This window comes from Pseudomonas flavescens (assembly GCF_013408425.1).
In the GTDB taxonomy this organism is placed as follows: Bacteria; Pseudomonadota; Gammaproteobacteria; order Pseudomonadales; family Pseudomonadaceae; genus Aquipseudomonas; species Aquipseudomonas fulva_A.
On sequence record NZ_JACBYV010000001.1, the window covers coordinates 717536 to 742928 of the forward strand.

The following is a 25393-nucleotide window of genomic DNA, read 5'->3' on the forward strand; positions in this document are numbered from 1 at the left end:
AGGTTGGCGCTTGCGGTGATGTGGGCTGTCACGGCCTGAGCAGGCGTGGTTGTGCGCGTTCGAAGGTCTTGCGGCCGGCCTTGTAGCCCATCAGCGGCGGGCTGATCTCGGCCACCACTGCGGCCGGTGAGGGCGCATCGAAGACGATGAAGTCGGCGCGGCAGCCCGGCGTCAGGCCATAGTCGGGAAGGCGCAACAGGCGTGCCGACTCACTCGACACCCAGCTCAGGCAACGCAGCAACTCGGCCTCGGTAGCCAGTTGGGCGACGTTGGCGAACAGGTTGGCCTGACGCACCAGCGACGCGTCTCCGTAGGGGGTGAAAGGGTTGCCGATGTTGTTGGTCGATAGCGAGCAGGTCACGCCACAGGCGTGCAGGTGCTGCAGGGGCGCCAGGCCCCGGGGCCGGTTGTGAAAGTGCTCGCGGCCGGTGAGGAACAGGTCGGTACTCGGCAGGCAGGTGACCTGCACACCGGCCTCGGCCAGGGATTCGGCAACCGCCAGCAGAGTGTCCCTGGGCAATGCCGACAGCTTGGTCACATGGCCGATGGTCACCCGGCCAGCCCAGCCGTGCTGGTGAGTGCAGCGGATCACCTCGCCGATGGTCATGCCTTCGGGGTTCAGGTCGAAGTCCAGATGGAAGTCCAGGTCACGGTCGAACTCCACCGCCAGTTCGAACAGCCGGCGAATCTGCGCGCCAGGGTCGGCATCGGTGTAGGGGCAACCGCCAAGCACCTCGGCGCCCTGGGCCAGCGCCTCGCACAGCAGGCCTTCGGTACCGGGGTTGTTGAGCAGGCCTTCCTGGGGGAACACGCAGATTTCCAGGCTGATGGCCCAGGCGTAATCCGCCTGCAGGCGGCGCACCGCGTTGAAGCCGATCAGGCCGATCTGCGGGTCGATCTCGACGTGGGTGCGCATGTGCGTGGTGCCTTGGGCGATGGCCTTGTCGAGCACCTGGGCGCCGCGCTGGTAGACGTCCGCCTCGGTGAAATCGGCCTTGGCCGAGCGGGTCTGGGCGATGGCCTCGGCCAGGGTGCCTTCGCTGAGTTGGCAGCGCTGCATGATGCAGGCCTTGTCCAGGTGGATATGGGTCTCCACCAGGCCGGGGAGTAGCAGCTTGCCATTCAGGTCTAGGGTCTCGGCGGTGGCACTGGGCGCACTGACGAAGCGGCCATCCTTCACGTACAGGGTCTGCAGCGCCTGGGTGCCATCGCCGAGGCGGGCGTTGATGATGGTCAGCGCAGTCATGCCGCGGCTCCTTCGCCGAGGTAGGCCGCTTCCAGTTCCGGGTCGCCGCGCAACGCTTCGGCACTGCCGGATTTGACGATGCGCCCGGTCTCCAGCACGTAGGCGCGGTCTGCCACCTGCAGGGCGAGGTTGGCCATCTGGTCGACCAGCAGCAGGGTCACGCCTTCGTCGCGCAGGGCGGCCAGGGCGTCGTACAGCTCGCCGATCATGGCCGGCGACAGGCCCAGGGAAGGCTCGTCGAGCAGCAGGATCTTCGGTTTGGCCATCAGCCCGCGACCCACTGCCACCATCTGCTGTTCGCCGCCCGAGAGCAGGCCGGCTGGGCTGTCGATACGGTCGCGCAGGCGTGGGAAGCGGCGCAGGATGGCTTCTATTTCCGCGTCGGCATCGAAGGCCTCCTTGCGTGAGTAAGCGCCGAGCAGCAGGTTGTCACGCACGCTGAGCTGGCCGAACACCTGCCGACCCTCCGGCACCAGGGCCAGGCCCCGGGCGGCGATGGTGCTGGCATCGGCGTGTTCGATGCTCTCGTTGTCGAGCAGGATGCTGCCGCCACTGGCTTTATGCAGCCCGGCCAGGCACTGCAGGATGCTCGATTTGCCGGCGCCGTTGGCGCCCAGAATGGCGATCAGCTCGCCAGGGTTGACCACGATATTGACCCTGTCGACCACCGGCGCGGCGCCGTAGTCGATGATCAGATCCTTGATGTACAGACGAGCATCGCGCGAGCCGTCCCAGGCTTCGGCCCGTGGCGTGGCCTGGTAGCTGGTGCCGCCCAGATAGGCGGCGATGACCCGTTCGTCCTTGCGCACTTCATCCGGTACGCCCCAGGCGATGGGCTTGCCGGCGTCGAGCACCAGCAGACGTTCGGACACGGCCATCACCAGCCCCATGTCGTGCTCGACCAGAATGACCGCGATGCCGAACCCGGCGAGGGTTCTGAACAGGCTGGCCAGGCGGTCGGTGTCGCTGCGGCTGAGCCCGGCTGCCGGCTCGTCGAGCAGCAGTACGCTGGGCCGGGTGGCCAGGGCGCGGGCGATTTCCACCAGGCGCCGGTCGACGTGGGCCAGGTCATCGGCCGGGGTGTTCACCGAGCCCTGGTAGCCGACCAGGGTCAGCAACTGCAGCGCCAGCTGGCGTCGGGTATCGCTGGCACAACTGAAGGGCAGACCGAGGCGCCCCTGTTGCATGGCCACCAGCAGGTTCTCCAGCACCGACAGCTCGCCGAACAGCTGGGTGGTCTGGTAGGTGCGGGCGATGCCGGCACGGGCGATTTTCCAGGCGGGCAGACCCGCCAGTGGGCGACCCAGGTCGATGCTGCCGCTGTCCGGTGCGTAGAAGCCGCTGATCATGTTCAGCACCGTGGTCTTGCCCGCGCCATTGGGGCCGATGATGCTGGTGATGCTGCCCGGTGGAGCCTGCAGGCTGACGTTCCGTGCCGCCTGGACGCCGCCGAAGCGAATGCCGATGTCCTTGACCTGCAGGCCTTGGCGGGCGGCGACGTCTTGCTGGAAGAACGCACTCAACTGCGCATGGTCGAAGGTCGCCGGGGCGGCTTGGTGGGCGGGCCGCAGCCACAGGCCGGCCAGGGTGCCGAGCAGGCCCCGTGGTGCAGCCCAGAGCACGCTGAGCAGCAGCACGGAGAAGATCAGCAGGCGGTATTCGGCGAAATCCGAAAGCATTTCCGGCAGCAGCACGATCAACAGGGCGCCGAGCAGTGGGCCGAACAGAGTGCCGCTGCCGCCGACGATCACCGCCAGCACGAACAGGATCGACTGCGAGAAGGGGAAGGAGGCCGGGTTGATGAACATCATCAGTGGCGCCACCAGCGAACCGGCCAGGCCGGTGAGCAGGGCGGACAGGGCGAAGGCCAGGGTCTTGGTCTGCACCGGGTTGAAACCGAGCGAGCGGGCAGCGATTTCGGTGGATTTCACCGCGCGCATGGCCATGCCCCAGCCGCTGTGGCGCAGGCGCTGGAACAGCGCCAGGGCGGCGATCATCAGGCCGGTGGCGATCAGCGCCATGCTCACGCTCGGGTCGAGGCTGCCGATTTCCGGCATGGGGATGCCCATCAGGCCGTTGGCTCCGCCGGTCAGCGAGCGCCATTCGATCAGCCCGTGGTGCACCACCAGGGCAAAGGCAATGGTGATCATCGCCAGGTACGGGCCGCTGACGCGCAGAGCCGGGATCGCCAGCAGCGCGCCAATGGCGCCACAGGCCAGGCCAGCGGCGATCATCGCCAGGCCCAGGGGCAGGCCGGCCATGGTCAGCAGCGCCGAGACGTAGGCGCCGATGGCGTAGAAGGCGATATGGCCGAAGGAGATCTGCCCGCTCAGGCCGATCAGGATGTTCAGGCCCACGCCAACTACCACGGCCAGCGCGCAGAAGGTGAAGACCAGCAGCGAGTAGCTGTCGAGCAGCAGCGCCGCCGCGATGCAGGCCAGCGTCAGCAGGGCGAGGGAAACGGGGGCGAACAGCGAATTCTTCAGGGTCATACTTTCACCAGGGTCTTGCTGCCGAACAGGCCATTGGGGCGCAGCGCCAGGGCCAGAATGACCAGGGCGAAGGTGAACAACTGGGTGAAGGCCGAACCGAAATAGATGGTCACCAGCGCCTCTACCAGACCGAATAGCAGGCCGGCGGCGAATACCCCGCCAGCGCTGGCGATACCGCCAAGAATCGCCACGGCGAAGGCCTTGAGGCCGAACAACATGCCCATCTCGGCATTCACGCTGAACAGCGGCGCGATCAACAGGCCGGCTATGGCGGCGAACACGGTCGACACGGCAAAGGCCACGGCCACCACGCGATTGACCCGAATACCCATCAGCATCGCCGCCTTGGGATTCTGTACGCAGGCCTCCAGCACCTTGCCCAGACGCGTGTAGCGGCGCACCAGAAACAGCGCCAGGGCGATGCCGCCACCTACCACGGGGATCAGCAGTTGCAGCACGCCGACGTTGTTGCCGAACAGCTCCAGGTACTGATTGGCCAGCGCCGAAGTGAACTGCCGTGGCTCCTTGCCGAAGGTGAACAGGGCCAGGTTGTCGACCAGGATGCCCGCTGCCACCGTCGCCATCAGCCAGGCTTCGGAGCCGCGCGAATGGAAGGGGCGCACCAGAAAGCGCTCGATGATCAGCCCATAGACGGCGCACAGCGTCAGGGTCGCCGGAACCGCCAGCCACAGTGGCCAGCCCCAGGTGATGGTGAAGCTGTAGCCAAGTACGGCACCAACCATCATGGCGCTGCCCTGGGCGAAATTGACCGTACGCGAAACCACGTAGGTGATATGGAAACCCAAGGCCAGCAATGCATACATGCTGCCCAGTCCGAGCCCGGTGATGATGGCGGCGGTGATCATGACGATAATCCTCCGGGCGGGCCGCCAGGGCCCGTCCGTTCACGGCTTCAAGGGGCGAGTGGAACGATGCGGCCGTCGACGAAATGGGTGAAGACGTAGTCGTCCGGCCCCAGGGCGTCGTGCTTGGTCGGGGTGAAGGGCTGGGTGTAGTCCTTGATCAGCCCCTGGTAGCTGTCGATCGCATAGAAGCCATCGCGCACCTTGGTGCCCTGGGTGTCGCCGGCCTTCTCGATGGCGGCGGCGGCCAGGTGCATGGCGTCGTAGGCGTTGGCGATTCCCACTGCCGGGGTCACGTCAGCCAGGCTCTTGATCTCCGGGAAGCGCTGCTTGAGGGCAGCCAGCACGCTGTCGCCCTTGGCGCTGTTGTTCTCGGTGAACACGTAGGTCTGGATGAAGTGCACGCGGCTGGCGTTGGGGCCGGCCAGTTCGCTGAAGCGGCCGCCTGCCGGGCCCCAGTGGGAAACCACCGGCACATCCCAGCCCATGCGATCGAGGGACTTGACCACCTGGGCCGAGGGGCCGACGTTGCCGACCATCAGCAGGGTGTCGGTGCCGGCATTCTTCAGGCGGGTGAGCTGCGGCACCACGTCGAGATCACTGTCTTCGATGCGTTCGATGCCGGCGTAGTCCATGCCTCGTTTGGCCAGGGCATCCTTGAAGCCGATTTCATTGGATTCGCCCCAGGGATTGTTGATCAGGATCATCCCGGGCTTCTTCATGCCCTTCTTGATGCCGTGCTCGACCAGCGCCTCGTCGACCAGCTCGTCTACCGCCGACACGCGGAATACGTAATTGTCCTTGGCACCGTTCTCGGTGATCTTGGTGCCAGCGGCCCAGATGCCCATGAACGGCACTTTCAACTGATTGGCCAGTGGCACGATGGCCAGGGAAACCGGTGTATCGAGGCCACCGAACAGCACGCTGACTTTTTCCCGCTGCGCCAGTTCGCGGGCGGCCAGCATGCCTTTGGCCGGGTTGCTTTCATCGTCACGACGGATCAGCTGCACCGGGCGACCGAGGATGCCGCCCTTGGCGTTGATCTCATCGATGGCCACGGTGAGCCCGCGGGTAAGCGCCTCGCCGGACTTCGCCGACTGCCCGGACAAGGCGGCAACCAGGCCGACCTTGATCGGCTCCTCGGCGTGCGCCGCGGCGCTCAGCACCATGCCAAGGCTGGCAACAGCCGCTGCGCAGGGCAACAGGCGGCGGAGTGGGGATAACAGTTTGCGCATGAGCTTTCTCCTGATTGCTAGCATTCGTATATAATTTGCTAGCAAGCCTGGTGCCATAACGCGCAAACTGGCCATTCCGCGGTTTTCCCGGAATAGCCATCGCCAGCGTGCACGAATAGCGTGCATGCCGCACCACATGCAGGCACGAACGGTGCCTCGGCACGATCAACGAATTGGGAGAGCAGGTATGAGTGAAATCAACGAGGCCGTGCAGATTGTTAGCGATTTTCTAGCGGCATCCATGGCTCCGGATCCGGTCAAGGCAGCCACCTACATGAGTGACGACGTGCGCATCACCTTCACTGGCGGGCGCCACATGCCTACGCCCCAGGACATCACCGCATTCAACGGCTCGCGCTACGCCTGGGTGAAAAAGGCCCTCGGTCAGTTCGACTGGACCGAGCGCGACGACCATACCGTCGTCTATTCCAACGGCACGCTGTATGGCGAGTGGCCGGACGGCAGCAGTTTTTCCGGTAACCGCTATCTGGATCGTTTCGAAGTCCGCGACGGCAAGATCACCCGCATGGACGTCTGGAACGACAGCGCCGAGTGGCTGCTGACACCGGAAATCGCCAAGGCCTGACCGCGCAGTGACAGGTCGACATGCCGGCCTGTCACGACCGCTTTCGCGTCAGGTCGTGGAATCCTCAGGGGGAATTGGCGAATAATGCCGCCATTGGCTAGCGCCGCCCCGACACAGGAATCCATTTTCCATGAGCGCCTCCACACCCCCTTTGGTTCTCTCGATCCAGTCCCATGTCGCCCTGGGCCATGTCGGCAACGACGCCGCCGTGTTTCCGTTGCAGCGCCTGGGTTTCGAAGTGTTGCCGGTACACACGGTGCAGTTCTCCAACCACACCGGCTACGGGCAGTTCCGCGGCCAGGTCTTCGATGCCGAGCATATCCGTGACGTGCTCGCAGGCCTGCGTGATCGCGGCGTGCTGTCGCGGGTCTCGGCGGTGCTTTCCGGCTATCTGGGCGATGCGGCGATCGGTGCGGTGATCCTCGAAGCTGTGGACGAGATTCGCCGGGATAACCCGGGCGTGCGCTACCTCTGCGATCCGGTGATGGGCGATGTTGGGCGAGGGGTATTCGTCAACGCGGCGATCCCGGATTTTCTGCGCAACCTGGCGATTCCCTGCGCCAACATCATCACCCCCAACCAGTTCGAGTTCGAGCTGCTGACCGGCAGCAAACTCGACAGCGTCGACGAGGCCGTGCGCACCGCACGCCAACTGCGCGGTCGCGGGCCCGATGTGGTGGTGATCACCAGTTTGGCCACGCCGGACATTCCAGCCGACCAGCTCTGTACCCTGGCGGTCAATGGTCAAGGCGCCTGGCTGGTGAGCACCCCGCGCCTGGCGCTGCATCCGCTGCCCAACGGCATGGGCGATGTGTTCTCGGCGACGCTGCTGGCCCGTCTGCTGTCCGGGCATGCGCTGCCCCAGGCGCTGGAACTGGCCACTGCCACGCTGTACGCCCTGGTGCAGAAAACCGCCGAGGGATCCCGTGATCTGCCGCTGGTGGTTGCCCAGGAACAGATCGTCGAACCGCAGCAGCGTTACCAGGCGACTGAAGTGGTGGTCAAATGATCCGGCGCTGCCTTTGCATGGTGGGGGTGATGCTGGCGAGCGGCATCACGGTCGCCTGCGAGGTCGACACGGCAGCGGCCTTTCGCGATGACGCCCATGGCAACTACGTGATTCCGGTGCGGGTCAAGACCGGCGAGCGCTGCGTGATCCTCGATCACCTGACGGCAGAGGGCCGCAAGACACGCAGCGAAGTCTGGATGCCGGTAGAAAAACTGGGCAGCAGTACGCCGAAACTCGGCCGCTTCAAGCGCGAGTATCAGGTCGAGGGTGACGTGGCGAGCGTGGATCGTTTCGTCTATCTGGCGGGCGACAAGGCGGGTGAGGACTCGGTGAAGTTCTCGTCGTTCCCCAATCAGCAGGAACGACGAGCAGTGGAGTACCGCATCAGCATCGAATGACCGCTCGTGGCGGGCGCGTCAGCACCGGTAGGGGCTTTCGCTTTTCAGCTCGGCGCCGCTCTCGACATCCTTGATGATGACGGTGGCGCCGGGGTGAGCCGAACACATCGCGTTGCGCATCGTGTAGATGCCGCTGCCTTCGGCGACCATGGTCATGTTCTGGCGCAGCGGCTTGCCGTCCTTGTCCTGCAGCGACAGCTCGTAGACGCCGGAAAGCGTCATGCAGCCAGAGAGAAGAGCCGCAGGTAGCAGATAGAGAGTGTATTTCACAGGTTTCGTCCTTGGAGTGAGTGTGTCGAATGATCGGCTCAGGGTTGGCGCTCGATGCTTATCTCGACCATTTTGCAGTCGATGAGACGCAGGTTGCGCACTCCGCCGTTGCTGGGGCCATAAGACCAGTGCTGAACTTCTAGCGAATCTGATGATAAGGATTGTCCGACCGATCGTCCCTCGTGGCGCCTTCTTACCGAATTCAGCTACCTGCCAGCCTCGAGAAGGTTGCCAGCAACTGGAAGAAGAAAAACGCCAGCAGACCCACTACGAGCGGTTTCGAGGGCGCGCTGCGCAATCGAAATTGCGTCTTCAACGGCGTCAGGAAGAATCTGGGGCTGGCCATCGCGCCAAGAGCCAGGCTTAGAAGACTGGCATGCTGGAGTCGATCTACCAGGTCCATTTCGGCTTCGGCGAGGACCAGATTCACTAGAAGGGCACCTGCGCAGGCCAGCCAGAATGCCGATAAGAATTTTTCCTTGTAGGACCAGGCTCCGATGTCCATTCGAGCTCCTTTGAAATGTTCGCTGGTGATCATGAAGCACCCGGTCTTGCTGGTGCAATACTCGAGATCATTTCGATAACGCTGAAAACCTCAGCGCTTTGCCGGCGAGTGGCGCGTTTGTCATGATATTTCTGCAGTGAGGACGATGAATGGGCATGTGGAATATTTGACAAAAAGCGGGTCTTTCCATAATTTCATCATCACGCAAACGTTTGCGTACCTATAAAAATGACAATAACCACGGAGTTCGCCCATGTCCGGTTTCCGTCCTGCCCGTCTCTGCGCCGCCATCGCTCTCGGTGCCGCCGCGCTCGTCAGCTTCTCCACTGCCCATGCCGCCGAAGGTGAGACGCCTCGGGTCGCGCTGGTCATGAAGTCCCTCGCCAACGAGTTCTTCCGCACCATGGAAGACGGCGCCAAGGACTATCAGAAAGAACACCCGGACCAGTTCGAGTTGATCGCCAACGGCATCAAGGACGAGACCGATACCTCTGCGCAGATTCGTATCGTCGAGCAGATGATCGTTGCCAAGGTCGATGCGCTGGTGATCGCGCCAGCCGACTCCAAGGCCCTGGTGCCGGTGATCAAGAAGGCCAGTGATGCTGGCATCAAGATCGTCAATATCGATAACCGACTCGACCCCGAGGTGGTGAAGAGCAAGGGCCTGGACGTGCCGTTCGTGGGCCCGGACAACCGCAAGGGTGCACGCCTGGTCGGTGAGTACCTGGCCCAGAACAAACTCAAGGCGGGTGATGAGGTCGGCATCATCGAAGGCGTTTCCACCACCACCAATGCTCAGCAACGTACCGCGGGCTTCAAGGATGCGATGGAAGCAGCCGGCATGAAGATCGTCGGCGTGCAGTCGGGCAACTGGGAGATCGACCGTGGCAACGCCGTGGCCTCCGCCATGCTCAACGAATACCCGGATCTGAAGGCGCTGCTGGCCGGCAACGACAGCATGGCGCTCGGCGCGGTATCCGCCGTGCGCGCTGCCGGCAAGAAAGATCAGGTGCAGGTGGTCGGTTACGACAACATCAACGCCATCAAACCGATGCTCAAGGATGGCCGCGTGCTCGCCACTGCCGATCAGTTCGCCGCTCGCCAGGCGGTGTTCGGCATCGAGGCGGCGCTCAAGCTGGTCAAGGGCGAAGCCACCGACGCCAAAGACGGTGTGATCGAAACCCCGGTCGAACTCGTGACCAAGCCGTGACCACGGCGGTAGTGGCCGGCGAGACTGTTCTCGCCGCCAGCAATATCGGCAAGACCTACGCCCAGCCGGTGCTGGGTGGGGTCGAGCTGGAGTTGCGCGCCGGTGAAGTGCTGGCGCTGACCGGTGAGAACGGCGCCGGCAAGAGCACGCTTTCGAAGATTTTCTGTGGGTTGGAGCAGCCGACTACCGGCTCGCTGACTTTCCTGGGCCAGCCCTACGCGCCTGCCAGTCGCCGCGAGGCCGAGCGCCTTGGCGTGCGCATGGTGTTGCAGGAGCTCAATCTGCTGCCGACCCTGACCGTGGCCGAGAACCTGTTTCTCGACAATCTGCCCAGCCGTGGCGGCTGGATTTCCCGTGGTCGCCTGCGCGAGATGGCGCGTCAGGCCATGGCTCAGGTCGGCCTGGAAGCGGTGGACCCGGATACACCGGTAGCTGCGCTGGGCGTCGGCCATCAGCAGATGGTCGAGATCGCCCGCAACCTGATCGGCGATTGCCGGGTGCTGATCCTCGACGAGCCGACGGCGATGCTCACCGCCCGCGAGGTGGATCTGCTGTTCGAGCAGATCCAGCGTCTGCGCGCCGCGGGTGTGGCCATCGTGTACATCTCTCACCGCCTCGAAGAATTGGCGAAGGTGGCGCAGCGCGTCGCCGTGCTGCGCGACGGTCAGCTGGTGGCAGTGGAACCCATCGACCGTTACAGCAGCGATGAACTGGTCACCCTGATGGTCGGCCGCGAGGTCGGCGAAGCCATCGACCTGGGTGAACGACATATCGGCGCGCCGCTGTTGCAGGTGACCAATCTCAGCCGCCGCGGCAAGGTCGACGACGTTTCCTTCAGCGTGCGGGCAGGGGAGATCTACGGTATTTCCGGCTTGATCGGTGCCGGCCGCACCGAGTTGCTGCGGCTGATCTATGGTGCCGACCGCGCCGACAGCGGCCAGGTTTCGCTAGGCAACCCGCCGGCTCCGGTGCGTGTCCGCTCGCCTGCCGAAGCGGTGCGTCACGGTATCGCGCTGATCACCGAAGACCGCAAGGGAGAAGGGCTGCTGCTCGGCCAGCCGATTGCCGCCAACCTGGCGCTGGGCAACATGCCGGCCGTTTCCAGGCATGGCGTGATGCGCCCGGCTGCCGAGCGGGCGCTGGCGCAGCGGCAAATCGATGCCATGCGCATCCGTTGCAACGGGCCCGATCAGGCCGTGGTCGAGCTGTCCGGTGGCAACCAGCAGAAGGTGGTCATCGGCCGCTGGCTGGAGCGCGACTGTCGCGTGCTGCTGTTCGACGAGCCAACCCGCGGCATTGATGTCGGTGCCAAGTTCGAGATCTACGGCCTGCTCGGCGAACTGGCGCGACAGGGCAAGGCGCTCGTGGTGGTGTCCAGTGACCTGCGCGAGCTGATGCTGATCTGCGACCGTATCGGCGTGCTGTCTGCCGGCCGCCTCATCGAAACGTTCGACCGCGATGACTGGAGTCAGGATCGCCTGCTGGCTGCCGCGTTCGCCGGCTACCGCAGCCGCGAAGCCATGCTCGGCGAGGTCGCCCCCCCGTTACAGGAGCTTTGCCAATGACCACTCCATCCGCCACGCCCACCAAGCGCAGTGGTACCCATCAGGGCCTGGGCACCTACCTGGGTCTGGCTGGCGCGCTGCTGGCGATGATCGTGCTGTTTTCCTCGCTGAGCAGCCATTTTCTTTCCTACGCCACCTTCACCACCCTGGCCAACCAGATCCCCGATCTGATGGTGCTGGCGGTGGGCATGACGCTGATCCTGATCATCGGCGGCATCGACCTCTCGGTGGGTTCGGTACTGGCGCTGGCGGCGGCCGTGGTCAGCGTGGCGACGCTCGGCTTCGGCTGGGGCATCGTGCCCGCCGCGCTGCTGGGCATGGCCTGCGCGGCGCTGGCCGGCAGCGTGACCGGGCTCATCACCGTGGCCTGGGGCATTCCGTCGTTCATCGTCTCTCTCGGCGTGCTGGAAATGGCCCGCGGCCTGGCCTACCAGCTCACCGACTCGCGCACCGCTTACATCGGCGACGCCTACGCCTGGCTGTCGACGCCGTTCGCTGCAGGTATCTCGCCGTCGTTCGTCATCGCGCTGCTGGTGATCCTCGCGGCGCACCTGCTGCTGACGCGCAGCGTGTTCGGCCGCTATCTGGTGGCCATCGGCACCAACGAAGAGGCGGTGCGCCTGGCCGGCATCAACCCCAAACCCTACAAGGTCTCGGTGTTCGCGCTGATGGGCCTGCTCGCCGGGCTGGCGGCACTGTTCCAGATTTCGCGCCTGGAGGCGGCCGACCCGAATGCCGGTTCCGGCCTGGAGCTGCAAGTGATCGCAGCCGTGGTGATCGGTGGCACCAGCCTGATGGGCGGCCGTGGTTCGGTGATCAGCACCTTTTTCGGTGTGCTGATCATTTCCGTACTGGCCGCAGGGCTGGCGCAGATCGGCGCCAGCGAGCCAACCAAACGGATCATCACCGGTGCGGTGATCGTGGTGGCGGTGATCCTCGACACCTACCGCAGCTATCGCGCCAAGCGTAGGGCCTGATCGTTCATGGCTACCATCAAGGACGTCGCCGCACGCGCCGGTATTTCCTACACCACGGTTTCCCACGTGGTGAACGGCACGCGCCCGGTCAGCGACAGCGCACGCGACAAGGTGCAGGCGGCGATCGCCGAGCTGGGCTATGTGCCCAGTGGCGTGGCACGATCGCTGAGAGTCCGTGCCACCGGTACCCTTGGGCTGCTGGTACCGAATGCCAGCAACCCCTATTTCGCCGAGTTGGCGCGGGGCATCGAGGATCACGCCGAGCGCAACGGCTACAGCGTGATCCTGTGCAATTCCGATGACGACGGTGCCAAGCAGTTGCGTTACCTGCGGGTGTTGCTGGAGCGCCGTATCGATGGCCTGATCGTCGCCACCGTGACCCGCGACGCGGCCTTCGCCCAGGCCCTGGCAGCGGTAAAGCTGCCGTTGATGCTGGTCGACCGGTCCCTGGACGGGGTCAGTGCGGATCGCCTGCAGATCGACCATGAGCAGGGCGGCTATCTGGCGACCCGGCATCTGCTCGAACTCGGCCATCGGCGCATCGCCTGCATCGCCGGGCCCGTGGATACCCAGGTGGCGCAGTTGCGGGTGGCGGGCTATCAACGGGCGCTGGTCGAGGCAGGCTTGCCAGCTGCCGAGCCAACCCACTGCGCCTTCACCAGCCCGGCGGGGCACGCCACGGCGCTTGGCCTGCTGAGCGGTGAGACACGGCCGACGGCAATTTTCGCCGGTAACGACATGATCGCCCTCGGCGTGCTGCGCGCTGCCGCGGAGCGTGGTGTGCGGGTGCCCCAGGAGCTGTCACTGGTGGGGTTCGACGACATCGAAGTGAGTCGCTACTTGCATCCGGCCCTGACCACCGTCGGCCAGCACATCGGCCAGCTCGGCGAGCGCGCTGCCGAGCGCTTGCTGCAGCGGGTGCGTACCCCGGAACTCGATGCCGAACAATGGCTGCTCGAACCGACCCTGATGGTGCGCGAGTCCACCGCCGTCGCTGGCGGCTGAAGATTATCCAGTGGGCGCAGCGGCGTCCTGAGGAGCGGGAACAGATGCAAGGCAATCTGGTGGTAGTGGGCAGTTTGAACATGGACCTGATCGTGCGTGCGCCGCGCCTGCCGCGTGGTGGGGAAACCCTGACCGGGCATGACTTCGCCACGGCTGCGGGCGGCAAGGGCGCCAACCAGGCGGTCGCTGCGGCACGCCTCGGCGCGCAGGTGGCGATGATCGGCTGCGTCGGTGCCGATGCCTACGGCGCACGCTTGCGTACCGCGCTGCTCGTGGAAGGTATCGATTGCACGGCGGTCAGCGAGATCGAGGGCGTGCCGACGGGGATCGCCTCGATTCTGGTGGATGACGCGGGCCAGAACGCCATTGTCATCGTCGCAGGTGGCAACGGTGCCCTGACGCCTGCTCACCTCGATGCGCAGGCGGCGCTGCTCGCCGCCGCCCAGGTGCTGGTGGTGCAACTGGAAGTGCCGCAAACCACCGTCGAGGCGGCCATGATCCGTGGCCGCGAGGCCGGCTGCACGGTGATCCTCAATCCGGCTCCCGCCAGTGGGCCGCTGCCAGCCCACTGGTACGGGCTGGCCGATTATCTGATCCCCAATGAAAGCGAGGCCGCGGCACTCACCGGCCTGCCGGTGGACTCGCCCGAGTCGGCCCTGCACGCTGCGCAACGGCTGCTGCAGGCCGGTGCTCGCCGTGTGCTGATCACCCTGGGCGCCCAGGGCGTGCTCTACGCCGATGGCGAGCGGCACGCGCATTTCGCCGTGGCCCCGGTGGTGGCCGTGGATACCACGGCCGCTGGCGATACCTTCGTCGGTGGTTTCGCCGCCGCCCTGGCTGCCGGGCAGTCGCTGGAAGCGGCCATCGGCCTGGGCCAGCAAGCCGCTGCACTGGCCGTCACCCGGCCCGGCGCACAACCCTCGATTCCTTACCGTCACGAGTTGCCTGCATGAAGAAGACGCCCCTGCTCAACGCTGCGCTTTCCGCCGCCATCGCCCGGCTCGGCCATGGCGACATCATCGTCATCGGCGATGCCGGCATGCCGGTGCCGCCGGGCACCCCGTGCATCGACCTGGCCCTGACCGCCGGAGTGCCGGACTTCGTCACCACCCTGCGGGTGGTGCTCAGCGAGATGCAGGTGCAGGGCCATCTGCTGGCCCGGGAAACCCTGGACGTGGCGCCACTGGCGCTTGAGGCCATCGAGTCTCTGACCGCCCAAGGCGAGCTGGGCGAGCGCCAATTGGTCAGCCACGACGAGCTCAAGGTCGCCTGTGCCAGGGCTCGGGTGCAGATCCGTACGGGTGAGTGCCGGCCCTACAGCAACATTGCGCTGATCGCGGGTGTCACGTTCTAGGCTGCTCACGGCCTTTTCTGACACGCTGCAGGGGCTACTTCGAGGCGATAGCAGCCGTTCGTAGTCGGGGGACAATTGGTGGGCTAAAGCCCACCCTACGGCTAGATGCGCGGCTGTAGGGTGGGCTTTAGCCCACCAAATCGAAGGTCCGCTAGCGCCTTATTGCGGCTATTCATCTGGGATGGCTGGAAGCTGCTTCGAAAGATCATGAGCAGCTTCCAAGCGACTTCAAGACCAGCTCAGGATCGGCCAGCCTTCGCGCTCGGCATGCTCGCGCAGTGCCGGATCGGGGTTCACCGCGTGGGGCTTGTCGACCCGTTGCAACAGCGGCAGGTCGTTGCGTGAGTCGGAGTAGAAGTAGGCGCCTTCCAGGCTTTCGCCGTGTTCTTCCAGCCAGGCATGCAGGCGGGTGACCTTGCCTTCACGGTAGGTCAGCACGCCCACGGTCTTGCCACTGTAGTGGCCGTACTCCTCGTGCAGGTCGATGGCCAGCACTTCCTCGACCTTGAGCCGTTCGGCGATGGCGCTGACTAGAAAGTGCGCCGAGGCGGAGATGATCAGGATGCGGTCGCCGGCCGCGCGGTGGTTGGCCAGGCAGCGGGTGGCGTCGCTGAAGAAGATCGGTTCGATCACGTCTTCCACGAAGGGCTCGACGACGAAGGCGACTTCTTCCGGCGTGCGCCCCACCAGCGGCGACAGGCTGAAGGTCATGTAGTCCTCCATCGCCAGTTTGCCTTCGGCGTACAGCGCCATCAGCTGATGATCCTTCGCGATGAAGCTTTCTCCGTCGACCCAGCCGAGCGTTGCCATGTGCTCGCTCCACAAGCTGGCACAGTCGCCATTGATCAGGGTTTCGTCGAGATCGAAAATTGCCAGGGCCATGAGGGTCTGTTTTCCTTTCAGTACGACCGCGCCGGCGCCTATTCTTTTGCGAGGCAAGGCGCAAGCTGCGAAGTTTGGTGGGCCAAATGAGTCAGCGAGAAACGCAGTATCGCGAAAAAATAGGCCCGTCCCAAGGGGTTGCGCGGGAAGTTTCACCCGCTGTCGTGACACGATGTGAAGCTGGTTCAGCCATTGCCTGCGTCTTGCGCCTAACCGGGTGAAAGTTCTCGCTGCAACGCGGCTTGTGCTGAAAGGTGAACAGACCCTATCCCACCTCTTTTACGGCATTCGCCGCGATATCCAATGAGACCGGATGGCCGTCGGCATGCAGGTCGTCGGCGCTGCGATTGAGCACGTCGACCAGCAGCTCCACGCCTTCGGCTTCCACCCGGTAGCGAATGATATTACCGAGCAGGCTGTGACTGCGAATCCGCGCTGCGATGGTGCCCTGGCCGAGCACGATGGCTTCCGGGCGGATGGCCACCTGGCTGCTGACCGGATAGCCGAGCAGGCGGCTGGCGGTGGCCGCGTCGAGCAGGTTGTAGTTGCCGATGAAGCCGGCCGCGAAGGCGTTGGCGGGAGCGGTGTAGAGGGTTTCCGCGTCGCCGCTCTGGACGATGCGCCCGGCGTTCATCAGGAAGATACGGTCGCTCATCACCAGCGCCTCTTCCTGATCGTGAGTGACGAAAATCGTGGTCAGACCAAGCTCCTGCTGGATGCTGCGGATCTGCTCGCGCAGGTGTTTGCGGATGCGTGCGTCGAGCGCCGACAGCGGCTCGTCGAGCAGCAGCAGGCGTGGGCGGGTGACCAGCGAGCGGGCCAGGGCGACGCGCTGGCACTGGCCACCGGAGAGCTGATGCGGGTAGCGGTCGGCATAGTCGCCAAGCTCGACCATGGCCAGGGCTTCCTGCACGCGCCCGGCGGATTCGTCCTTGCCGATCTTCTGCATGCGCAGGCCGAAAGCGACGTTCTGCGCGGCGGTCATGTTGGGGAACAGCGCGTAGCTCTGGAACACCATGCCGATGCCGCGCTTCTGTGGCGCCAGGGGCACCAGGTCTTCACCGCCAAGCAGGATCTTGCCACCGTTGACCTCGGTGAGGCCGGCGATGCAGCGCAGCAGGGTGGATTTGCCGCAGCCCGATGGGCCCAGCAGGGTGACGAATTCGCCTTGCTCGATCTCGGCGTTGATGTCGCTGAAGATCGAGGTGCCGCCGTAGCTTTTGTGCAGGTTCTGGATGCTCAGGAAGCTCATGCCTTGTCCCTGTTCAGTCGATTGGCCGCCCAGGTGAACACCAGGACGAAAAAGAAGTAGGAGATCACCAGGGCGCTGTTGAAGTGGCCACTGCTGTTCTTCATGTTGTTGAGGTAGACCTGCAGGGTTTCATAGCGTGTGCCGACCAGCAGGTTGGCGAACACGAACTCACCGAACAGGAAGCTGAAGGACAGGAACAGCGACACCATCAAACCTTTGCGCAGGTTGGGCAGCACCACCAGAAAGGCGGCTTTCCAGGTGCTGGCGCCGAGCAGATGGGCGGCGTCCATCAGGTCACGCAGGTTGATCGCCTGCAGGTTGTTGGTGATGGCCCGGTACATGAACGGCAGGGCGATGGTGAAGTAGCAGCCGATCAGGATCCACGGCGTACCGACCATCGCTAGCGGCCCGGAGCCGTAGAGCTGCAGCAGGCCCACGGCGGAAACCACCGGCGGCACGGCGAACGGCAGCAGGATCAGCACGTTCATCAGCGCATCGAGCTTGGGGAAGTGGTAGTGCACGACGAACAGCAGTGGCAGGATCAACAGCACCGAGAGTGCCAGGGCGCCGAAGCAGACCAGCAGCGATTGGCCGAACGCCTTGAGGAAGCGCGGCTCTCCCCAGAGCTCCAGGTACCACTTGAACGTCAGGCCGTCCGGCAGGATGGTTGCCGACCAGCTGGTGGACAGCGAGTAGAGCAGGGTGCCGGCCAGCGGCAGCAGCAGGATCAGGAACAGCACCCAGACCACCACGCGGTGGTAGAGGCTGGCAGCAGGCACTTTCACAGGCGGTTTAAAAACTACCTGCGTTGCCGCTGCTTCGTTAAAACCAGGCTCAAAATGCTCATTTACTTTTAGTAAACTCCGCTTTTTCGCCTGTTTTTGCCTCGCATCGGCGGCCTCGCCTACGTTTTTAAGCGGCCTGTTAGCGCGGGACATGGTAGCTCCTTCGCAGCAGCAACTGGTGGACGAGGGTTATCGCTGCCATCAGGCCGACGAGGATCATCGCCAGGGCGCTGGCCATGTTCGGATCGAGGGAAATGTCCCCGGAAATCATCGCGGCGATGCGGATCGGCAGCACGTTGAAGTTGCCGGTGGTCAGGTAGTACACCGTGGCATAGGCACCCAGGGCATTGGCCAGGAGAATCACGAAAGTGCCGAGCAGCGCCGGCGTCAGCACCGGCAGGCCGATATGCCGCCAGAAGTCCCAGGTACCAGCGCCGAGCAGGGCTGCCGACTCGCGCCAGTCCTGGCGCAGGGCGTCGAAGGCGGGGTAGAGCAGCAGCACGCCGAGGGGGATCTGGAAGTAGGTGTAGAGCACGATCAGGCCATTCTTCGAGTACAGGTTGAAGCTCTCGATCAGTCCGGCCTGGATCAGCAGCAGGGTCAGCGCACCGTTGAAACCGAGCAGGATGATGAAGGCGAAGGCCAGCGGTACCCCGGCGAAGTTGCTGGTCATGTTGGAAAAGGCGATGACGAAGTCACGCAGTTTCGAATCCACCTGGCGCAGCGAGTAGCTGCCGATGATGGCGATGAGCATGCCGAACAGGCTCGACCAGAAAGCGATCTGCAGGCTGTGCTTGACCGCCTGCATGTAGAACTTCGAGGAAAACGCCTTCTCGAAATTGCCCAGGCCCCAGCCATCCGGCGTGTTCAGGCTGTTGAGCGCCACCCATACCAGCGGGGCGATCTGAAAGGCGATGAAGAACACCGTGAAGGGCAGCAGGCACAGCAGTGCCAGCCATTTGCCCCGTGGTTTGCGGGTGGTGCTCATTTCAACAACTCCGGGCACGAAGGTTTGTCATGGGGCACGCCGAGCAGCTCGCAGAGGGTGCCGCAAAGCTCCAGTTGCGTCGGGGTCGCGGTCTCGTCGAGGCTGAAGGCATCGCCGAGCACGAACAGCGGCACTTCACGCTCCTCGGCCAGCAGACCATTGTGCGAGCGGTCATCGTTCATGCCGTGGTCGGCGGTCACCAGCACCTGATAGCCTGCGTCCAGCCAGGTCTGCAGGTAGCCGGCCAGCAGGATGTCGGCGACCCGCGCCGCGTTGCGGTACTGGCTGCTGTCGAGGCCGTGCTTGTGGCCGGCGTCGTCGATGTTCATCGGGTGCACCAGCAGAAAGTCCGGCGCATGCGCGAGGCGCAGGCTCTCGGCATCGTCGAACAGGTGCGAGTCCGGGTAGTGGTCGACGTAATAGAAATGTCCGTGCTGGATCGGCAGCTCGCTATCACGGGTATGGCGGTCACGGGCCGCCACGAAGGGCGCACGGTTGTACAGCTCGCTCATCCAGTGATAGGCGGCAGCTGCAGTGCTCAGCCCGGCGGCGCGGGCGTAGTGGAACACGCTGCGTTGATGGCTCAGGCGCACCACGTTGTTGTGCACGATGCCGCTGTCGATCGGTGTCACGCCAGTGAGAATGCACTCGTAGAGCGGCCTGGACAGCGAAGGCAGCTCGCACTCGAGTTTGTACAGCGCAGCACGGCCAGCGGCGCGATACGCCTGCAGATGGCCGAGCGCATGCCGAGCGACCTCGTAATTGAGGCCGTCGAGAATGACGAGGATGACCTTGGACGGCATGGGTAATCCTGGAGGAGTAGGGTGGATGACGCTTCTTTCAACCACCACTGGGATATCAAAATGGTGGACGGATAAAGCGTCAGCTACGCGCCCCGGTCCACCCTACGTGCTGCGGCCTCGCTTACTCCATATTGATGATCACGTTTTCCTGCCACAGCTGCGGCAGGGTTTTCGAGGTCGTTTCCCAGGCGGCGGTGTCCTTGATCGGCTTGACCTTGGCGTACTGCTCGTTGGGCAGCAGCTTGGCCTGCACTTCAGCCGGCAGGGTCAGGTGCTCGGCGCGGATCGGGCGGGCGTTGCCCTTGGCCAGGTTGATCTGCCCGGCGTCGCTGAGGATGTACTCGCGGGCCAGCTTGGCGGCGTTGGGGTTCTTGGCGTACTTGTTGATGATGGTGGTGTAACCGGAGATCACCGAGCCATCGGAAGGAATCAGCACTTCGAAGCGGTTCGGGTCGATCTGGTCGCGGTAGCTCAGGCCGTTGAAGTCCCAGACGATGCCGACTTCCACTTCGCCTTTTTCCAGGGTCTGGATGGTCGGGTTGGCCAGCGACAGGCGCCCCTGTTCGGCGATCTCGGCGAAGTAGTCCAGACCCGGCTGGATGTTCTTCTCGTCGCCACCGTTGGCGATGGCCGCAGCCAGCACGCCGTTGACGGCCTGGGCGGCGGCGCTGACGTCGCCGATGGCCACGCGGTACTTGCCGGTTTTCAGGTCGGCCCAGCTTTTCGGGGCGTCCTTGACCAGTTGCTTGTTGATGATGAAGGCGATGGAGCCGGTGTAGGCGAGCATCCAGTGGCCGTCGGCGTCCTTGGCCCACTCAGGAATCTGGCTCCAGGTGGTCGGTTTGTAGGGCTGAGTCACGCCCTGCTGCACGGCGATCGGGCCGAAGGCGGCGCCCACGTCACCGATATCGGCGCTGGCGTTGTCTTTTTCGGCGGCGAACTTGGCGATTTCCTGGGCCGAGCTCATGTCGGTGTCCATGTGCTTGAGGCCATACTTGTCGCTCAGGTCCTGCCAGGTGTCCTTCCAGTTGGCCCAACTGTCCGGCATGCCGACGCTGTTCACGGCGCCTTCTTTGCGTGCGGCCTGTTCCAGTGCAGTTATATCCGTCTCGGCGGCCATGGCCTGGGAGGCCAGAGCGATGGCGCTGCCCATCAGCGATGCCAGTAGCAGTTGTTTCATTGGAAACTCCTTTGCGTTGAGGGTTGGTCTAGATCAGCAAGACCCAAGCCAATGTAGGCGGTGCCAATGACAGTTTTGTGTCGGCATGGCCGCCGCGCACATCCGGGGCTCGCGACGAGGCCCCGCTCAGCAAGCGTAGACCAGGTTAAGCCTTTGAATTGGCGGGCTTGTCACTGGCATGGGGCGTGCTTGAAAGCAGCCTGTCATCTGCCGGTCATCCGCTTTGCCTAGGCTTGCAGGCGAGCATTGCAGCCAGTCGATGGCTGTTACCTGCCCCGTAATGGGGCTGGTCTAGTCCAAAAGGAATCAGCGTGATGCGCGACGATACGCCACGGGCCGTCACCACCATTTGCCGGGCGTTGCAGGAACAGATCGAGCATGGCCTGCTGCCTGCCGGTGCCAAACTGCCGGCCGAGCGCCGCCTGAGCGAATTGTTCGACACCACCCGGATCACCCTGCGTGAGGCGCTGGGGCAACTGGAAGCCCAGGGCGTGGTGTACCGCGAAGAGCGCCGCGGCTGGTTCGTCTCGCCAGCGCGGGTCGCCTACAATCCGCTGGTGCGCACCCACTTTCATGCCATGGTCGCCGAGCAGGGCAGGGTGCCCGCCACCGAAGTATTGAGTGCGCGGTTGATGCCGGCCCACTCGCAGGTCTGCCAGTTGCTGGGCTTGTCCGGGCTGTCCAGCGTCTACCAGATCCGCCGGGCGCGGCGCATCGACGGGCGTCTGGTGCTGTATGTCGAGCATTACCTGAACCCCGACTATTTTCCCGGCATCCTCGACTACGACCTGACCCGGTCGCTGACCGAGCTGTATGCCAGCGAGTACGACGTGCACTACGGCCGGGTACGTTTCGACATGGTGCCCACCGCACTGCATGCCGACGCCGCCGCGGCGCTGAAGGTAGCGCCCGGCAGTCCGGCGTTGCGCATCGTCCGGGTCAACCGCGACCAGCGCGGCCGCCTTATCGATTGCGACCTCGAGTACTGGCGCCATGATGCGATTCATATCAGCGTGGAAGTGCCGGATTAGGGCTGGTAAGTGGAGGACGCGTTCGTAGGCCTCTACTTGTGGGAGCGGGCCATGCCCGCGAAAAAATCACGGGCATGGCCCGTTCCCACAGGTACTGCATCGATGTCCGCTTCTGCCTTGAAACTACCTCTTTCCACGTTCGTAAACGGCAATCGATGCTCGTTCTGAAGAGCAGCCATCGCCCGCCCTTACAACGCCTTCCCGAGCGTATTGTCGAGGTGCCTGGCCGAGCGTAGAATCGCCGTCGCAGGCCATCCCCATACCTATAATTTTCCGCTCTCCGCATCCGCCACTCCCCGCGTTCATCGCCCCGGAGTGCGAGCTGCCGTGTGCGTGTTCGTCGTGTATGGGGGCTCCATTTTTTCGTTCTCTTCCTACAGCCGCTCGCTGCCATTCGGGCCGCGGGCGAAAGGCCGTTGTAGCTGAAGCGTTCCCCAAGGGCGGATATCACCCGAATGAACACACCCGAGCAGGCGCATAGCGGTAGCTGGCTGAGCGTGATTGCACTGGCGCTGGGCGCCTTCATCTTCAACACCACCGAATTCGTGCCGGTGGGTTTGCTGAGCCAGATCGGCCACAGCTTCGACATGACCACCGCGAGTGTCGGCCTGATGCTGACCATCTATGCCTGGGTGGTGGCTCTGGCGTCGCTGCCGCTGATGCTGCTGACGCGTAATATCGAGCGGCGCAAGCTGCTGGCTTTCGTGTTCATGCTGTTCATCGCCAGCCACGTCCTGTCGGGCATCGCCTGGAGCTTCAGCGTGCTGATGGTCAGCCGTATCGGGATCGCCCTGGCGCACGCGCTGTTCTGGGCGATTACCGCGTCCCTGGCGGTCCGCGTGGCACCCGAAGGCAAGCAGGCGCAAGCCCTCGGCCTGCTGGCGACCGGTAGCGCGCTGGCCATGGTGCTGGGCATTCCTCTGGGCCGCGTGATCGGCGAGGTGCTGGGCTGGCGCACGACCTTTACCGTGATCGCCGTGGTGGCGGGCGTGGTGGTGCTGTGCCTGATGAAGAACCTGCCGCTGCTGCCCAGCCAGAACTCCGGCTCGCTGCGCAGCCTGCCGGTGCTGTTCAAGCGCCCGGCACTGGTCACCGTGTACGTGCTCACCGCGCTGGTGATCACCGCCCACTTCACCGCGTATACCTACATCGAGCCGTTCGCCCTGGAGGTTGCGGGCATCGCTGGCGACATGATCACCGTGCTGCTGCTGTTGTTCGGCTGTGCGGGCATCATCGGCTCCATCCTGTTCAGCCGCTACAGCGCACGCTACCCGCGCGGTTTCGTGATCGCGGCGATCAGCGTGCTGAGCCTGTGCATGCTGTTCCTGCTGCCAGTGGCCCGCGAGCACGCCTACCTGGCGACCCTCAGCGTGGTCTGGGGCATCGCCATGATGTGCTTCGGCCTGGCCCTGCAGGCCAAGGTGCTGAACCTGGCGTCGGACGCCACCGATGTGGCCATGGCGCTGTTTTCCGGCATCTTCAATATCGGCATCGGCGGCGGCGCCTTGCTCGGCAGCCTGGTGAGCAGCCAGCTGGGCGTGGCCAATGTCGGTATCGTTGGCGGTATGCTCGGTATCGGCGGTTTGCTGCTGTGCTGCGTGACCACCTATCACTTCTCCAGGCCGCTCAAGCCGCAACCTCTCTAGCCTGTTGGGCAGCAGATCAGCTCTGTTGCCGCCGCCATTCTTCACGGCTGATTTCCCAGATCTGCGAAGGCAGCCGGCCAGAGACGTAATCGCTCTCGCCGGTTTCCACCAGGCACATCCCCTCGCGTTCCGAAAGGCGTTGCGAGGCCCTGTTGGCCACGGCCTTGGGCACACGCATCAGCGGCCGCTCCAACACCTCGAACCAGTAGCGATTGACCGCCGCACAGGCTTCGCTCATCAGGCCCTGGCGCTGCCAGGCCGGGGCGATCCAGAACCCCCGGTTGTTGTCTGGCGCATCCATCAGACTGATGACGCCGATCACCCGCTCGGCATCCTTGACCGGGCGCAACGTCCAGTGCCATTCGCCGCCGCTGGCCATCGCAGGCAGGGCGACGTCACGCAGGTAGGTCAACGCGCCATCGGGCGGGTAGGGCCATGGCACGCGGCTATTGAGGTAGCGCACCACTTCCCAGTGGGCGAACAGCGGCTGAATCTGCTCGGCGTCCGCCAGTTGCAGAGGCTGCAGAAGCAGGCGAGGGGTGCTCAGGGTGGGAAGGGGCATGCAGGCATTCCATTGCTGTCGATGAGCCAATGATAGTGCCGATGGATGCAGCGGTTGTCATGCCTGCTTTTCACGCCGCAACGCCTGGGCACGGCAAGTTCTCATCGCCGGCAAGCCAGCTCCTACGCACTGGCGATAACCCGGATCCTGCAGGAGCCGGCTCGCCGGCGATTGGGCCTCAGGCCTGCAATGCCTGCCCAGCTCGTGCAGGGTGGCTGACCATGATGGGGCTATTGGACCGCCGCTTCGAGGTGGCTCAGAGAATGACCCTCAGGCACTGGCCGGCGTGATACAGCGAGAAACCGGTCTCGTACATGCTGCTGCGCAGCTCTGCGCCGCGCAGTGCCTGCATGGGTGAGAAAGGGATGGGCAGCGCTGCGCTGTCGTCGCTCAACAGGAACTGGGCCAGGGCCTTGCCGACCACCGTGCCCGTGGTGTTGCCGCGGCCGTTGTAGCCGGTGACCGCGATCAGCCCGTGAGCAGGCTCGAACAGGCGCATCAGGTGATCGGGGGTGAAGTCGATGCAGCCGGTCCAGTGCAGTTGCCACTCGACCTTGCCCAACTCCGGGAAGTAGTGCTGCTGGATGCGGTCGGCCCAGCCGCGGATGAACCAGTCCGGCTTGTTGTTGGCGCGCCCCATGCTGCCCAGCAGCAGGCGGCCATCGGCGTCGCGGCGGATGCTGCTGAGCACCGTGCGCGTGTCCCAGGAGCCCTGGCCGTGGCGCAGCACCTGATCGGCTGCGGCGCCCTGCAGCGGTACCGAGGCGACCTGGTAGTAATAGCCGCGGAAGTAGTGACGCTGCAGCTGCGTCCATTCGCCCTCGGTGTAGGCGCCCGTGGAGATGATCACCTTCTGTGCGTTCACCGCGCCCTGGCCGCTGCGCACCTGCCAGGCATCAGCACTGCGGGTCAGTGCCTTGACCGGCGAGTGTTGGTGGATGCGGCCGCCGAGGCGCATGACCGCCCTGGCCAGGCCCATGGTGTAGGCCATGGGGTTGATGGTGCCGGCCCGGCGGTCGAGCAGGGCGCCGGTGATCCTGTCGGTGCCGCAGTAGTCGGCACAGGCTGCTCCCGTAAGCAGTTCGACATCGGCACCGCGCCGCCGCCACTGCGCTTCGCGATCCTTGAGGTCGGCCAGGCCGGCGGCGTTGTGCGCCATGTGCAGGGTGCCGTCGTTGCGTGCCTGGCAGTCGATGCCGAGGCGCCGGATCTGCGCGAACACCGCAGCGGGTGCCTGGCCGAGCACCTCGTTGAGGCGGCTGCCGTGGCGCTGGCCCAGGGTCGCCTCGACATCATCGGGCTTGATCCAGGTACCGGCATTCACCAGGCCGACGTTGCGCCCCGAGCCGCCGTGGCCCACTTCATGGGCGTCGAGCACGCAGACCGTGCGCCCCTGTTCGAGCAGGTGCAAGGCGGCCGACAGCCCGGTGATGCCGGCGCCGATGATGCAGACATCTGCCTGCGCATCGCCATTCAGCGGCCCGGACAATGATTCGCGCGGCGTGAGCGTTTCCCACAGACAGGCATGCTGCAATTGACGCATGGCGCG

Annotated in this window: 25 protein-coding genes; 11 read left to right on the forward strand and 14 right to left on the reverse strand. The window is 64.5% G+C overall.

The annotated features are described in order from the left end of the window. Positions 1-28 precede the first annotated feature (28 nt). From FHR27_RS03085 to FHR27_RS03100, 4 genes are read right to left on the reverse strand one after another with little or no spacing between them, the layout of a single operon-like run. A complete protein-coding gene (locus FHR27_RS03085) occupies positions 29-1246 on the reverse strand; it encodes an amidohydrolase family protein (protein WP_179537752.1) in 1218 nt (405 codons plus the stop codon). Then, a complete protein-coding gene (locus FHR27_RS03090) occupies positions 1243-3738 on the reverse strand; it encodes a branched-chain amino acid ABC transporter ATP-binding protein/permease (RefSeq protein WP_179537753.1) in 2496 nt (831 codons plus the stop codon). Before FHR27_RS03090 ends, FHR27_RS03085 begins: the two co-directional genes overlap by 4 nt. Continuing rightward, positions 3735-4604, reverse strand: a complete 870-nt coding sequence (locus FHR27_RS03095; protein WP_179537754.1) for a branched-chain amino acid ABC transporter permease — start codon at positions 4602-4604, stop codon at positions 3735-3737. The genes FHR27_RS03090 and FHR27_RS03095 overlap by 4 nt, the downstream gene beginning before the upstream one ends. A 47-nt stretch (positions 4605-4651) precedes the next feature. Further along, positions 4652-5836 carry an ABC transporter substrate-binding protein gene (locus FHR27_RS03100; RefSeq protein WP_179537755.1) on the reverse strand — a complete coding sequence of 395 codons (1185 nt, stop codon included), beginning with the start codon at positions 5834-5836 and terminating at the stop codon, positions 4652-4654. 187 nt (positions 5837-6023) lie between these two features. Here FHR27_RS03100 and FHR27_RS03105 point away from each other — a divergent pair, with 187 nt between their 5' ends. From FHR27_RS03105 to FHR27_RS03115, 3 genes are all read left to right on the forward strand, one after another. After that, positions 6024-6422, forward strand: a complete 399-nt coding sequence (locus FHR27_RS03105) for a nuclear transport factor 2 family protein (RefSeq protein ID WP_179537756.1) — start codon at positions 6024-6026, stop codon at positions 6420-6422. Positions 6423-6552: 130 nt separating this feature from the next. Continuing rightward, positions 6553-7431 (forward strand): pyridoxal kinase PdxY, encoded by an 879-nt coding sequence (gene pdxY, locus FHR27_RS03110; protein WP_179537757.1) that lies wholly within the window; start codon positions 6553-6555, stop codon positions 7429-7431. Beyond that, positions 7428-7829: a hypothetical protein gene (locus FHR27_RS03115; RefSeq protein WP_179537758.1), complete on the forward strand. Its 402-nt coding sequence runs from the start codon at positions 7428-7430 to the stop codon at positions 7827-7829. Before pdxY ends, FHR27_RS03115 begins: the two co-directional genes overlap by 4 nt. Before the next feature lie 18 nt (positions 7830-7847). Here FHR27_RS03115 and FHR27_RS03120 read toward each other — a convergent pair whose 3' ends face one another. Both FHR27_RS03120 and FHR27_RS03125 read right to left on the reverse strand, forming a co-directional pair. Next, entirely contained in the window at positions 7848-8099 is a 252-nt protein-coding gene (locus FHR27_RS03120) for a hypothetical protein (RefSeq protein WP_179537759.1), read from the reverse strand. A 202-nt stretch (positions 8100-8301) separates the two neighbouring features. Further along, complete coding sequence (locus tag FHR27_RS03125; RefSeq protein WP_179537760.1) at positions 8302-8604, reverse strand: hypothetical protein; 303 nt, start codon at positions 8602-8604, stop codon at positions 8302-8304. A 253-nt stretch (positions 8605-8857) separates the two neighbouring features. On the opposite strand from FHR27_RS03125, the gene FHR27_RS03130 reads away from it, so the two are divergent. Genes FHR27_RS03130 through rbsD form a run of 6 tightly spaced genes read left to right on the forward strand, consistent with a single transcriptional unit; the run spans position 8858 to position 14715 of the window. Next, positions 8858-9814 (forward strand): sugar ABC transporter substrate-binding protein, encoded by a 957-nt coding sequence (locus tag FHR27_RS03130; RefSeq protein WP_042552728.1) that lies wholly within the window; start codon positions 8858-8860, stop codon positions 9812-9814. Then, positions 9811-11379, forward strand: a complete 1569-nt coding sequence (locus FHR27_RS03135; RefSeq protein WP_444964373.1) for a sugar ABC transporter ATP-binding protein — start codon at positions 9811-9813, stop codon at positions 11377-11379. Before FHR27_RS03130 ends, FHR27_RS03135 begins: the two co-directional genes overlap by 4 nt. Then, positions 11376-12356: an ABC transporter permease gene (locus FHR27_RS03140; RefSeq protein WP_042552729.1), complete on the forward strand. Its 981-nt coding sequence runs from the start codon at positions 11376-11378 to the stop codon at positions 12354-12356. The genes FHR27_RS03135 and FHR27_RS03140 overlap by 4 nt, the downstream gene beginning before the upstream one ends. 6 nt (positions 12357-12362) lie before the next feature. Continuing rightward, positions 12363-13361 carry a LacI family DNA-binding transcriptional regulator gene (locus FHR27_RS03145; RefSeq protein WP_042552730.1) on the forward strand — a complete coding sequence of 333 codons (999 nt, stop codon included), beginning with the start codon at positions 12363-12365 and terminating at the stop codon, positions 13359-13361. Between the two features lie 44 nt (positions 13362-13405). Beyond that, positions 13406-14314: a ribokinase gene (rbsK, locus tag FHR27_RS03150; protein WP_042552731.1), complete on the forward strand. Its 909-nt coding sequence runs from the start codon at positions 13406-13408 to the stop codon at positions 14312-14314. After that, on the forward strand, positions 14311-14715 hold the full coding sequence (rbsD, locus tag FHR27_RS03155) for a D-ribose pyranase (protein WP_042552732.1): 405 nt from the start codon (positions 14311-14313) through the stop codon (positions 14713-14715). The genes rbsK and rbsD overlap by 4 nt, the downstream gene beginning before the upstream one ends. 228 nt (positions 14716-14943) lie before the next feature. On the opposite strand, the gene FHR27_RS03160 is transcribed toward rbsD, so the two are convergent. The 6 genes from FHR27_RS03160 to FHR27_RS03185 form a co-directional block, all read right to left on the reverse strand. Beyond that, positions 14944-15597: an HAD family hydrolase gene (locus FHR27_RS03160; protein WP_042552733.1), complete on the reverse strand. Its 654-nt coding sequence runs from the start codon at positions 15595-15597 to the stop codon at positions 14944-14946. Between the two features lie 265 nt (positions 15598-15862). Continuing rightward, a complete protein-coding gene (locus FHR27_RS03165) occupies positions 15863-16849 on the reverse strand; it encodes an ABC transporter ATP-binding protein (RefSeq protein ID WP_179537761.1) in 987 nt (328 codons plus the stop codon). Then, positions 16846-17634: an ABC transporter permease gene (locus tag FHR27_RS03170; protein WP_042552735.1), complete on the reverse strand. Its 789-nt coding sequence runs from the start codon at positions 17632-17634 to the stop codon at positions 16846-16848. The genes FHR27_RS03165 and FHR27_RS03170 overlap by 4 nt, the downstream gene beginning before the upstream one ends. A 139-nt stretch (positions 17635-17773) precedes the next feature. Further along, on the reverse strand, positions 17774-18622 hold the full coding sequence (locus FHR27_RS03175) for an ABC transporter permease (protein ID WP_179537762.1): 849 nt from the start codon (positions 18620-18622) through the stop codon (positions 17774-17776). After that, the gene (locus FHR27_RS03180) at positions 18619-19425 is read right to left on the reverse strand and encodes an alkaline phosphatase family protein (protein WP_042552737.1); all 807 of its coding nucleotides are present in this window, start codon (positions 19423-19425) and stop codon (positions 18619-18621) included. Before FHR27_RS03180 ends, FHR27_RS03175 begins: the two co-directional genes overlap by 4 nt. Before the next feature lie 121 nt (positions 19426-19546). Then, positions 19547-20605 carry an ABC transporter substrate-binding protein gene (locus FHR27_RS03185; RefSeq protein WP_179537763.1) on the reverse strand — a complete coding sequence of 353 codons (1059 nt, stop codon included), beginning with the start codon at positions 20603-20605 and terminating at the stop codon, positions 19547-19549. A 314-nt stretch (positions 20606-20919) separates the two neighbouring features. Between FHR27_RS03185 and FHR27_RS03190 the strand changes: the two genes are divergently transcribed. Then, positions 20920-21636 (forward strand): UTRA domain-containing protein, encoded by a 717-nt coding sequence (locus FHR27_RS03190; protein WP_042552739.1) that lies wholly within the window; start codon positions 20920-20922, stop codon positions 21634-21636. Positions 21637-22091: 455 nt separating this feature from the next. After that, positions 22092-23282 carry a sugar transporter gene (locus FHR27_RS03195; protein WP_042552740.1) on the forward strand — a complete coding sequence of 397 codons (1191 nt, stop codon included), beginning with the start codon at positions 22092-22094 and terminating at the stop codon, positions 23280-23282. Between the two features lie 16 nt (positions 23283-23298). Here the strand turns inward: FHR27_RS03195 and FHR27_RS03200 are convergent, their stop codons facing one another. Beyond that, positions 23299-23844 (reverse strand): GNAT family N-acetyltransferase, encoded by a 546-nt coding sequence (locus tag FHR27_RS03200; RefSeq protein WP_042552741.1) that lies wholly within the window; start codon positions 23842-23844, stop codon positions 23299-23301. A 256-nt stretch (positions 23845-24100) separates the two neighbouring features. After that, positions 24101-25387: an L-pipecolate oxidase gene (amaA, locus tag FHR27_RS03205; RefSeq protein WP_179537764.1), complete on the reverse strand. Its 1287-nt coding sequence runs from the start codon at positions 25385-25387 to the stop codon at positions 24101-24103. Positions 25388-25393 lie beyond the last annotated feature (6 nt).